The 11,534-nt window shown below is 52.5% G+C and carries 13 protein-coding genes; 4 read left to right on the forward strand and 9 right to left on the reverse strand.

What is annotated here, in order from left to right:
- Positions 1-6 precede the first annotated feature (6 nt).
- The 4 genes from prfB to xerD all read right to left on the reverse strand — a co-directional run bounded on the left by prfB (position 7) and on the right by xerD (position 4,568).
- Positions 7-1,105, reverse strand: a protein-coding gene (gene prfB / locus FDW98_RS01505; RefSeq protein WP_096755804.1) for a peptide chain release factor 2 whose coding sequence is annotated in 2 segments (ribosomal slippage) — positions 7-1,029 and positions 1,031-1,105 — 1,098 coding nt in all. Because the reading frame shifts where the segments join, the coding sequence is not laid out codon by codon here.
- Between the two features lie 90 nt (positions 1,106-1,195).
- Positions 1,196-2,929, reverse strand: coding sequence for a single-stranded-DNA-specific exonuclease RecJ (recJ, locus tag FDW98_RS01510; RefSeq protein ID WP_096755803.1), 1,734 nt, complete (start codon positions 2,927-2,929; stop codon positions 1,196-1,198).
- A 5-nt stretch (positions 2,930-2,934) separates the two neighbouring features.
- Entirely contained in the window at positions 2,935-3,648 is a 714-nt protein-coding gene (dsbC, locus tag FDW98_RS01515; RefSeq protein ID WP_096755802.1) for a bifunctional protein-disulfide isomerase/oxidoreductase DsbC, read from the reverse strand.
- A 23-nt stretch (positions 3,649-3,671) separates the two neighbouring features.
- A complete protein-coding gene (xerD, locus tag FDW98_RS01520; RefSeq protein ID WP_096755801.1) occupies positions 3,672-4,568 on the reverse strand; it encodes a site-specific tyrosine recombinase XerD in 897 nt (298 codons plus the stop codon).
- Between the two features lie 112 nt (positions 4,569-4,680).
- On the opposite strand from xerD, the gene fldB reads away from it, so the two are divergent.
- Entirely contained in the window at positions 4,681-5,202 is a 522-nt protein-coding gene (gene fldB / locus FDW98_RS01525; protein ID WP_096755800.1) for a flavodoxin FldB, read from the forward strand.
- Between the two features lie 45 nt (positions 5,203-5,247).
- Here the strand turns inward: fldB and FDW98_RS01530 are convergent, their stop codons facing one another.
- Both FDW98_RS01530 and sdhE read right to left on the reverse strand, forming a co-directional pair.
- A complete protein-coding gene (locus tag FDW98_RS01530; RefSeq protein WP_096755799.1) occupies positions 5,248-5,655 on the reverse strand; it encodes a protein YgfX in 408 nt (135 codons plus the stop codon).
- Positions 5,636-5,902, reverse strand: a complete 267-nt coding sequence (sdhE, locus tag FDW98_RS01535) for an FAD assembly factor SdhE (protein ID WP_096755798.1) — start codon at positions 5,900-5,902, stop codon at positions 5,636-5,638. Before sdhE ends, FDW98_RS01530 begins: the two co-directional genes overlap by 20 nt.
- Positions 5,903-6,158: 256 nt before the next feature.
- Here sdhE and ygfZ point away from each other — a divergent pair, with 256 nt between their 5' ends.
- Positions 6,159-7,139, forward strand: a complete 981-nt coding sequence (ygfZ, locus tag FDW98_RS01545) for a tRNA-modifying protein YgfZ (protein WP_096755797.1) — start codon at positions 6,159-6,161, stop codon at positions 7,137-7,139.
- A gap of 79 nt (positions 7,140-7,218) precedes the next feature.
- Here ygfZ and FDW98_RS01550 read toward each other — a convergent pair whose 3' ends face one another.
- Positions 7,219-7,878 (reverse strand): hemolysin III family protein, encoded by a 660-nt coding sequence (locus tag FDW98_RS01550; protein WP_096755796.1) that lies wholly within the window; start codon positions 7,876-7,878, stop codon positions 7,219-7,221.
- 163 nt (positions 7,879-8,041) lie between these two features.
- Positions 8,042-8,353, reverse strand: coding sequence for a N(4)-acetylcytidine aminohydrolase (gene yqfB / locus FDW98_RS01555; RefSeq protein ID WP_096755795.1), 312 nt, complete (start codon positions 8,351-8,353; stop codon positions 8,042-8,044).
- A gap of 52 nt (positions 8,354-8,405) precedes the next feature.
- Here yqfB and FDW98_RS01560 point away from each other — a divergent pair, with 52 nt between their 5' ends.
- Both FDW98_RS01560 and bglA read left to right on the forward strand, forming a co-directional pair.
- Positions 8,406-9,134 carry a MurR/RpiR family transcriptional regulator gene (locus FDW98_RS01560; RefSeq protein WP_096759335.1) on the forward strand — a complete coding sequence of 243 codons (729 nt, stop codon included), beginning with the start codon at positions 8,406-8,408 and terminating at the stop codon, positions 9,132-9,134.
- A gap of 120 nt (positions 9,135-9,254) precedes the next feature.
- A complete protein-coding gene (gene bglA, locus FDW98_RS01565; protein WP_096755794.1) occupies positions 9,255-10,688 on the forward strand; it encodes a 6-phospho-beta-glucosidase BglA in 1,434 nt (477 codons plus the stop codon).
- Between the two features lie 92 nt (positions 10,689-10,780).
- Here bglA and FDW98_RS01570 read toward each other — a convergent pair whose 3' ends face one another.
- The gene (locus FDW98_RS01570; protein WP_096755793.1) at positions 10,781-11,524 is read right to left on the reverse strand and encodes an SDR family oxidoreductase; all 744 of its coding nucleotides are present in this window, start codon (positions 11,522-11,524) and stop codon (positions 10,781-10,783) included.
- Positions 11,525-11,534: the final 10 nt, after the last annotated feature.

Genomic DNA, 11,534 nt, shown 5'->3' on the forward strand with positions numbered 1-11,534 from the left:
GGTTCCTCATAACCCTGCTTTCAAACTTGCTTCGATAAATTGATCCAGGCTGCCATCCAGCACCGCCTGCGTGTTACGGGTTTCAACCCCGGTACGCAGATCTTTGATGCGGGAGTCATCCAGGACATAAGAACGAATCTGGCTACCCCAGCCGATGTCGGACTTGGTGTCTTCCATCGCCTGCTTCTCGGCATTCTTCTTCTGCATTTCCAGTTCATAAAGCTTCGCCTTCATCTGCTTCATGGCCTGGTCTTTGTTCTTGTGCTGGGAACGGTCGTTCTGGCACTGTGTCACAATCCCGGTCGGGATGTGGGTAATACGCACCGCAGATTCTGTACGGTTAACGTGCTGACCACCCGCACCTGAAGCGCGGTAAACATCGATGCGCAGGTCTGCCGGGTTGATTTCGATATCAATGTCATCGTCAACTTCCGGGTAGACAAACGCAGAGCTGAACGACGTATGGCGGCGACCGCCGGAGTCAAACGGGCTCTTACGTACCAGGCGGTGTACGCCGGTTTCAGTACGCAGCCAGCCGTAAGCATATTCGCCAGCGATTCTGATGGTCACGGATTTAATACCCGCCACTTCACCTTCAGATTCTTCAATAATTTCAGTCTTAAAGCCGCGTGCTTCAGCCCAACGCAGATACATGCGCATCAGCATGCTGGCCCAGTCCTGCGCTTCGGTGCCGCCAGAACCGGCCTGAATATCGAGATAGCAATCTGCGCTGTCATATTCACCGGAGAACATACGACGGAACTCCAGCTGCGCCAGCTTTTCTTCCAGCGTATCGAGTTCGACAACGGCTTCGTTAAAGGTTTCTTCGTCGTCGGCTTCTATAGCCAGTTCTAACAGGCCGGAGACATCTTCCAGGCCCTGGCTCATTTGGTCGAGCGTGTCGACAATGGCCTCAAGGGAAGAACGCTCTTTGCCCAGCGCCTGAGCGCGTTCGGGTTCGTTCCAGACATCCGGCTGTTCCAGCTCGGCGTTTACTTCTTCCAGACGCTCTTTCTTGGCATCATAGTCAAAGATACCCCCTAAGAACGTCAGAGCGTTCCGTGAGGTCCTGAATGCGGTTATTTACCGGATTAATTTCAAACATGGTCTGTTTTCTTTTATTGGACGAGTCAAAATGCGGTTATAAGAGCGGGATTGTAACCAATCCACGCTCTTTTTTATAGATATAGTGACGCTAAAGTGGCCAGATATTATCGATAATAATTTGCAATGAGCGGTTGCCGCGAAACTCGTTAATATCCAGCTTATAGGCCAGCGTGACTTCACGAACGCCGTTATCCGGCCAGATAGCGGTATCAACGTTAAACGCAATACCGTCCAGCAGCGGTCCGCCGTCGACGGGCTCAACCATCACCTTCAGATGACGCTCGCCAACCAGACGCTGCTGAAGCAGGCGAAAGCGCCCGTCAAACAGCGGCTCCGGGAACATTTGCCCCCACGGCCCTGCATCACGCAGCATTTGTGCGACTTCCATGGTCATCTCCGCCGCACTTAGCGGGCCATCGGAGACCACTTCGCCCTGCAGTAAGGCGGGATCGAGCCACTCGGTCACCAGCTCGCCAAAACGCTGCTGGAAGCACTCAAACTGCGCTTCTTCCAGCGATAATCCTGCCGCCATGGCGTGGCCGCCGAACTTAAGGATCATGCCCGGGTAAAGGGTATCCAGTCGCTCCAGCGCATCTCGCATGTGCAGGCCCTGAATCGAGCGCCCCGACCCTTTAAGGGTGCCGTCTCCAGCCGGTGCAAAGGCGATCACCGGACGGTGAAAACGCTCTTTAATGCGTGACGCCAGGATCCCTACCACGCCCTGATGCCACTCGGGGTGATACATCGCCAGCCCGCCAGGCAGCGTCTCGCTGCTGCGCTCAAGCTTCTCGCACAGGGTCAGCGCTTCCGTCTGCATGCCCTGCTCTATCTCTTTCCGCGTCTGGTTGAGCGCGTCCAGTTCACTGGCAAGCACCCGCGCGTCGCCAATGTTGTCGCACAGCAACAGCGCCACGCCAACAGACATATCATCCAGGCGGCCTGCCGCATTCAGGCGTGGCCCCAGCGCAAAGCCTAAATCACTGGCGGCCAATTTCTGCGGGTCGCGATTTGAAATCTCAAGCAGCGCTTTAATGCCAGGACGACATTTCCCTGCGCGAATACGGCTCAAGCCTTGCCACGTCAGGATGCGGTTATTAGCGTCCAGCGGGACAACATCGGCCACCGTACCTAGCGCAACCAGATCAAGCAGATCTGCGAGGTTTGGCGGGGTGATACCTTGCTCATCAAACCAGCCCTTATCACGAAGAAAAGTACGCAGAGCCAGCATCAGATAAAAAGCCACGCCGACGCCCGCCAGTGATTTCGACGGGAACGTACAGTCGTGCAGGTTAGGATTAATAATCGCCACTGCGCCCGGCAGGGTATCACCGGGCAGGTGGTGATCGGTAACCACTACCGGGATCCCCAGCGTTCTGGCATGCTCAACGCCGGCATGGGAAGAGATGCCGTTGTCGACGGTGACGATCAGCTGAGCGCCGCGGGCATGTGCCTGATCCACCACCTCCGGGCTCAAACCATAACCGTCTTCAAAACGGTTGGGCACCAGGTAGTCAATGTTGCTACATCCCAATGCTCGCATCGCCAGAATGCTCAGCGCCGTGCTGGTTGCGCCATCGGCGTCAAAATCCCCCACCACGATAATGCGGGTGCCTTCACGAAAAGCGTTATAGAGGATCTCCACCGCCTTTTCGACACCGCTCAATTGCTGCCACGGCAACATGCCTTTGACGCTACGCTCAAGCTCCTGCGCGCTACGCACACCGCGACTGGCATACAAACGACGCAACAGCGGCGGCAGATCGGCAGGCAGGTCGCTAGTCTCGTCGGCTTCACGGCGACGAAGTTGTATCTGTTGTTTCACGCGAATTATTTACCGCTGGTCTGTTTTTGGTGCGCGTCGAGGAACGCTTTCATCTCTTTCGGTCCCTGATAGCCAGGAACAACATAGCCATTGCTCAGAACGATCGCCGGCGTGCCGCTTACACCAAACTGCACGCCCAGCGCGTAGTGGTCAGCAATATCCACATTACAAGTTGCCGGCTTCACGCTTTTACCAGCCATGGCATCATCAAACGCTTTGTTTTTGTCTGACGCACACCAGATGGATTTCATGTCCTGCTCGGCCTGGCTTTCCAGTCCCTGGCGAGGGAAGGCCAGATAACGCACGGTAATTCCCAGTGCGTTGTAGTCTTTCATCTCTTCATGCAGCTTGTGGCAATAGCCGCAGGTGATGTCGGTGAAAATGGTAATAACGTGTTTTTCCTGCGGCGCTTTATAGATGATCATCTCTTTTTCCAGCGCGTTCAGCTGCTTCATCAGCAGTTGATTGGTGACGTTAACCGGACTTGCACCGCTCACGTCATACATCGGTCCCTGAATAATGTGCTTGCCGTCTTCGGTGACGTACAGCACGCCGCTGTTGGTCAGTACAGTTTTCATTCCCGCAATCGGAGCTGGTTGAATTTCTGTGCTTTGTACACCCAGCTTCGTTAATGACTGACGAATCGCCGCGTCGTCTGCCTGCACCATGCCTGAAAACGCCGTCGCCAGCAGGGTGAGCATCATAAAACTTTTTTTCATAACCTATCCTTTCCTGTCAGCACTCACGCACGCGGGTGATGCTGTTGATGTAATTGACGCAAGCGCTCCGTTGCGACATGGGTATAAATTTGTGTGGTAGAGAGATCGCTATGACCAAGCAGCATCTGCACCACGCGCAAATCAGCGCCATGGTTAAGCAAATGCGTGGCAAAAGCATGCCGCAGTACGTGCGGCGACAGCTTCTCGCTGTCGATTCCCGCTAACACAGCATAGTGTTTAATTCGATGCCAGAAGGTCTGGCGTGTCATCTGCTGCGCACGCTGGCTGGGAAACAGCACATCAATGGAGACGCCATTGAGCAACCATGGTCGTCCGTGCTCCAGATAGGTTTCCAGCCAGTACACGGCTTCTTCACCCAACGGTACCAGCCGCTCTTTATTACCTTTACCAATGACCCGCACAACGCCCTGACGCAGGCTGACATCACTCATCGTCAGCCCCACCAGCTCAGAAACGCGCAAACCGGTGGCATATAAGACTTCGAGCATGGCTTTGTCCCGGAGTTCCAGCGGCTGGTCAATCAGCGGGGTCTGCAGCAGTCGCTCGACCTGCGCCTCACTGAGATCTTTTGGCAAACGCTGTGGTAGCTTAGGTGAAGCCAGCGAAGCGCTGGGATCATCATCGCGGAATTTCTCGCGATAGAGATGTTGAAAAAATCGCCGCATTGCACTTAACAAACGCGCGGAACTGGTGGCTTTATACCCCCCCTCCATTCGCTCGGCCAGCAGTGCTTGCAGGTCATCGCTCTGTACCGTCGTCAGAGAAACACCGCGATGGTGTAGCCATTCAACAAGCATGGTTAGATCGCGACGATACGCACTTAATGTGTTTTCCGCCAGATTGCGTTCCAGCCACAGGGCATCAAGAAATTGCTCGATGCGCGCCAGATCTTGTTCCACTCGCGCCCCTTATTTCATTCTCATTTTTGATACATTATGCCTCATTGTGCCGTGATTGCGGCGATTCTGATACACTACGCGCAACGCTACAGCAGAATTGAGACGTTTAGTAATGAACATGGGTCTTTTTTACGGTTCCAGCACGTGCTACACCGAGATGGCAGCAGAGAAAATCCGCGATATTCTTGGTCCCGAGCTGGTGACATTACACAACCTCAAGGATGATTCTCCGACCTTAATGGAGCAGTACGACGTGCTCATTTTAGGTATCCCAACCTGGGATTTCGGCGAAATCCAGGAGGACTGGGAAGCCGTCTGGGATCAGTTGGATGACCTCAACCTGGAAGGCAAAATTGTTGCTCTCTACGGCATGGGCGATCAGTTGGGTTACGGTGAATGGTTCCTGGATGCGCTGGGAATGCTGCACGACAAGCTGGTCACGAAAGGGGTGAAGTTTGTCGGTTACTGGCCAACAGAAGGCTACGAATTTACCAGCGATAAACCTGTTATTGCCGATGGGCAACTGTTTGTCGGCCTTGCCCTGGATGAAACCAACCAGTACGATCTTAGCGATGAACGCATCCAGGCATGGTGTGAGCAAATTCTTGGCGAAATGGCCGAACACTGGTCCTGAGCATCTGCTGACTGACGGTGAAGGTCTGTAACCTTACCGTCAGCGCTATTTCTGCATTGACGGTTGTAATATCAACCGACGCAAATCCCGCCATTCGGCATCATCCATACTGTCCGCCGCCAGCCACAGATGCTGACGCTTTCCTGTACTTGACCGCAAACGCAACATCATGCCCGTTTTTATCATCCAGGGTGCGCTAACAATCGACCACTCTTGCCCTTGCCAACGCAGGCGGCCATCCATCAATAGTCTAATCTCTCCCTGACAAGCGTTGATACGGCGCTGACTACGCACGCAATCGAACACCACCAGAGAGAGCAAAATCAACCATAAAGGGGTGTAACTCAGTGGCCATGGCATCAATAAAATAAGCACCGCCACTAGCCCATGAATGAGCAACGAAATCCACTGTGCGCGCCAGGAGACGCGTAAATCAGATTGCCACTGGACCACGTTCCCGATTCCGTGTCTGGATAAGCCGTACCATTTGCTCCAGCTGTGCATCAGCCGGCTTCCCGTGATTCATCAACCAGTTAAATAAATCAGGGTCATCACATTCCAGCAAACGGATAAAAATGCGCTTTTCGTCATCACTTAAGTTGTCATACTCATGTTCGAAAAACGGCATGATCGAAATGTCCAGCTCACGCATACCGCGACGGCATGCCCAATGAATACGTGCTTTGTTGTTAATATCCATGTTCTTCTTCCTGTCTCGCGAAAACGAAGTACCCGGCTATTGTAACGTGTTTTTCACGCTCTTTTACGGGAATATCAGTAAACGGAAGCACGATCGCTAAATAAAACCACATTAAGTCAAAGGGTTCATCAATTATGGATGTCTCCTCGCAAAGCTTAAAATATGGCACAAATAGGATGTTTAAACCGCTTGCAATGGGCCATAGCTCTTTTACCATTAGTCATTATTACTGCGTTAAGCAAATCAGGACATTATTATGGCTTTTACATCTTTTCCTCCTCGTCAGCCTTGTGCGTCAACACGTTTGCCTCTGACGCTGATGACGCTTGATGACTGGGCACTCGCGACCATTACCGGCACCGACAGTGAGAAGTATATTCAGGGCCAGGTTACTGCTGATGTCAGTCAGCTGACCGAACATCAGCATGTGCTGGCTGCCCACTGTGATGCCAAAGGCAAAATGTGGAGCAACCTGCGCCTCTTCCGCCTGGGTGAAGGCTTCGCGTGGCTTGAGCGCCGTAGCCTGCGCGATGCCCAGCTTACCGAACTGAAAAAATATGCCGTCTTCTCAAAAGTGGTGATTGCGCCGGACGACGAACGCGTGCTGCTGGGCGTTGCCGGATTCCAGGCGCGTGCCGCGCTGGACAATCTCTTTAGCGAACTGCCAACCCGCGATAAGCAGGTGATTACCGAAGGCTCTTCCACGATATTGTGGCTTGAACACCCGGCCGAACGCTTCCTGCTGATTACCGATGCAGCCACGGCGGAAACGCTGGTAGAAAAACTGCGTGGTGAAGCAGAGTTGAACAACAGCCAACAGTGGCTGGCACTGGATATCGAAGCCGGTATCGCAGTAATTGATACCGCCAACAGCGGGCAGTTCATTCCACAGGCCACCAACCTGCAGGCCTTGGGTGGGATCAGCTTCAAAAAAGGCTGCTATACCGGTCAGGAAATGGTCGCACGGGCGAAATTCCGCGGCGCTAACAAACGAGCGCTGTGGACACTGGCAGGTTCAGCCAGCCGGGTGCCGGAAGCGGGTGAAGACCTGGAACTGAAAATGGGAGAGAACTGGCGCCGAACCGGCACCGTACTTGCTGCAGTACAACTGGCGGACGGTCAGGTACTGGTGCAGGTGGTGATGAATAACGACATGGAAGCCGACAGCGTATTCCGCGTGCGCGACGACGCGAAAACGCTGCATATAGTACCGCTGCCGTATTCGCTGGAAGAGTAAATCGCCAGGTAGCGACTTCACCTTACCGGGTCGAGGGTTTTGTAGGCCCGGTAAGCGCAGCGCCACCGGGCAATGATGATTACGCCTGCCCCACGTACAGATAGATGGCCAGAAAATGGCACACGCTGCCACCCAGCACGAATCCATGCCAGATTGCATGGTTGTAAGGAATACGCTTGCAGACGTAGAAAATGACGCCCAGTGAATAGACCACGCCACCTACCGCCAGCAGCGTTACGCCCCCAGCAGCCAGTTTAACCGCCAGTTGATACACCACAATCAATGACAGCCAGCCCATGGTCAGGTAGGTCACCAGCGACAAAATTTTAAAGCGGTGGGCAATGGTCAATTTGAACAGAATACCGAGCAGCGCCAGGCTCCAGATCACCACCATCAGGCCACGCGCCAACGGTGAGTCCAGCCCCACCAGCAGAAATGGCGTATAGGTTCCGGCAATCAGCAGATAAATAGCGCAATGGTCGAATTTCTTCAGCCAGAGTTTCGCTCGCTGATGGGGTATCGCGTGATACAGGGTTGAAGCCAGGAACAGCAAAATCATGCTGCCGCCGTACAGGCTATAGCTGGTAATGGCCATAGCACTGGCATTGGTATCTACTGCCTGAACCAGCAACAGCACCAGTCCGATAATCCCAAACACCAGCCCAATACCGTGGCTGATACTGTTGGCGATTTCCTCTGCCAGAGAATACCCCTGTGCAATTAATGGCTTCTGAACCATAGCTTACTCCCAAAAAACGAACACTTTCGTGATTGCGCTTCTAGCGTAACTGAGAATGGTTCCAGTGAACACATGTTAGCTAAAATAAATATCGATTAATAAATAACATATAAAAATCAATTAATTATATTTTATTTTTCAGCTAACAAGTGTACCTCTTAAACTAAACACATTTAAAATCAATCACATAAAACTGCGTCTGATTTGGATAGATCTCTGTAATCACGCGTTTAAGCTCATCAAGGGTCATATTTTCCTGCTGAGCATGTTTTTCACTCAGCGTATCCAACGTCACGGTCGAGGTGCCTACCACTTCTATAGTGCAGAAGTAACCGTCATCTTCGAAGCGTCCAACCCGCAGAATGTCTCCGGTTTTGAAGTGGGACTCAGACTCATCACGAATAGTAATGGTCTTGCGTCCGGCCAGAATGTCATCCTGGAAACGCTGAAAAAAAGTGATGTCATTTGGCTGCATGTTATTATTCCCTGTAGATGAAGTCTGATGAGTGAGTATTGCCATTGTGAGTATGTTCTCCCACACCGCCATCGCCAGTCTCAACAATCTTGAGATGTTGGTCTACAACTATGTCATCAAGAACCGTGACAAAGTCATGTACATGACCATTCGCGAACTGGCTGATGCCGTAGGGGTTTCAACCACCACCGTGCTGCGCTTTTGCCGCAAACTTAACTGTGAGGGCTACTCTGAGTTTCGCGTACGTTTTAAATTATATTTAGAGCAGAATGAACCGCAACAGGCTAATTTCGGTGCCAGCGAAATAATCAGCTTCTTTAAGGGCGTGAATAACGACGAATTCGACACATTACTCGATCAGGCTGTTGATATTATATTGTCCTCCGAGCGTATTATATTCGTTGGCGCGGGAACATCCGGCGCCTTAGCTAAATATGGTGCGCGATTTTTCTCAAATGTCGGGAAATTCAGCAACCATATTGACGACCCCTATTTCCCGGTGACCAATGATATGGCCCGAAACGCGCTGGCAATTGTCCTATCCGTCTCCGGCGAAACCGAGGAAATCCTGCGTTTCGCCAGCCAGTTTAGCCTCCACAACTGCAAAGTGTTGTCGGTTACCAGCCATGAGCACTCACGCCTGGCGAAACTGGCCGACTTTAACCTCTCCTGGCATGTGCCGCAAACCCGCATCGCGGGGGTCTATGATATAACAACACAAATCCCCGTAATTTATATTCTGGAGTCACTGGGTCGCAAACTGGCGAAAAAATTGGCATAAAAAAACAAACTGTTTTTTTGATGTAACAAATCACATTAAGCCTATTTTGTTATATCGTGACATTTAACTTTCCTTTGTTAGACTCAAAATCAAATGGTATTAATTTGAGACTGAGCGCAAATGAAAAAACTGACTTTACCGAAAGATTTTTTATGGGGTGGCGCGGTTGCGGCGCATCAGGTTGAAGGCGGCTGGAACAAAGGCGGCAAAGGGCCAAGCATTTGTGACGTGCTGACCGGCGGCGCGCACGGTGTTCCACGCGAAATCACCCAGAGCGTCATTCCAGGCAAGTACTATCCAAACCACGAAGCCGTCGATTTTTACAGTCATTACAAAGAAGACATAAAGCTGTTTGCTGAAATGGGCTTCAAATGCTTCCGTACGTCTATTGCCTGGACCCGAATCTTCCCGCGAGGTGACGAAACTCAGCCAAATGAAGAAGGGCTGAAGTTTTACGACGACATGTTCGACGAGCTGCTCAAGTACAACATTGAGCCGGTTATTACCCTCTCCCACTTCGAAATGCCGCTACATCTGGTACAGCAGTACGGTAGCTGGACCAACCGCAAAGTGGTCGATTTCTTCGTTCGTTTTGCCGAAGTGGTCTTTGAGCGCTACAAGCACAAGGTCAAATATTGGATGACCTTTAATGAGATCAACAACCAGCGTAACTGGCGCGCGCCGCTGTTTGGCTATTGCTGTTCCGGCGTGGTGTACACCGAGCATGAGGATCCGGAAGAAACGCTGTATCAGGTGCTGCATCACCAGTTTGTTGCCAGCGCGCTGGCGGTGAAGGCGGCACGGCGCATTAATCCTGAAATGAAAGTCGGCTGCATGCTGGCGATGGTGCCGCTGTACCCCTTCTCCTGTAAACCCGAGGATATGATGTTTGCGCAGGAGTCGATGCGTGAACGCTACGTCTTCACCGACGTCCAGCTACGCGGTTATTACCCCTCTTATGTGCTGAACGAATGGGAGCGTCGTGAATTCAATATCAAAATGGAAGCAGGCGACAAACAGATCCTGCGTGAAGGCACCTGCGACTATCTCGGATTCAGCTACTACATGACCAACGCCGTAAAAGCGGAAGGTGGCAGCGGTGACGCGATTTCCGGCTTCGAAGGCAGCGTCCCCAACCCACACGTTAAAGCCTCCGACTGGGGCTGGCAGATAGATCCCATCGGCCTGCGCTATGCCTTATGTGAGCTGTACGAACGCTATCAGAAGCCGCTGTTTATCGTTGAAAACGGCTTTGGTGCGTACGACAAAGTAGAAGAAGATGGCAGCATCAACGATGACTATCGCATCGACTATCTACGCGCCCACGTTGAAGAGATGATGAAAGCAGTAGCGTACGATGGCGTAGATTTGATGGGCTACACACCGTGGGGCTGCATTGACTGCGTGTCGTTCACAACCGGTCAGTACAGTAAACGCTACGGCTTTATTTACGTGAACAAGCACGACGATGGCACCGGAGATATGTCGCGTTCACGCAAGAAAAGCTTCAACTGGTACAAAGAGGTGATCGCCAGCAACGGCGAAAATCTGTAATTTTTGCCGGATGGCGGCGTAAACGCCTTATCCGGCCTACACATTAATTTCCCGTAGGCCGATAAGAGATGCGCCATCCGGCAATCAACGCGCTACTTCCCACCCGCCAGCTCCAGAAAACTGCCCGTTACGTAAGACGCCTTCTCACTCAGTAGCCAGGTGATAGCCTGCGCCACCTCTTCCGGCTGCCCGCCACGCTGCATCGGTAACATCGACTTTACGCGATCAACCCGTCCGGGCTCCCCACCAGACGCATGCATGTCGGTGTAGATCAGGCCCGGACGTACACAATTTACACGGATCCCCTGCGCCGCCACCTCCAGCGCTAACCCCGTCGTCAACGTATCTACCGCCCCTTTCGACGCTGCATAGTCGATATATTCAAACGGTGCGCCCAGCCTTGATGCTGCTGACGAGACGTTAACAATCGCCCCGCCCTTACCGCCATGCTTCAACGACATCCGCTTAACCGCTTCCCGACAACACAGGAAATAGCCGGTAACGTTGGTTGCCAGTACACGGTTGATGCGTTCGGCAGTAAAGTTTTCTACCGTGCTCTGCTCGAACAAAATCCCGGCATTGTTCACCAGCGCAGCCAGTGGTTCACCTTCCCGGTCGATCGCCTCAAACATTGCCACAACCTGGCTTTCATCGCTGATATCCGCCCGCAGGGCAAATGCTTTGCCGCCTACTGACGCAATGTGATTCACCACCTCGGTTGCGGCACGAATATTGTGATGGAAGTTAACCGCAACGGTGTAACCCTCTTCTGCCAGCTGTAGCGCGGTTGCGCGCCCAATACCGCGACTGCCGCCAGTAACAAGTGCGATTCCCATGGATACCTCC

Source organism: Citrobacter sp. wls711, assembly GCF_005281055.1.
Taxonomy (GTDB): Bacteria; Pseudomonadota; Gammaproteobacteria; order Enterobacterales; family Enterobacteriaceae; genus Citrobacter; species Citrobacter gillenii.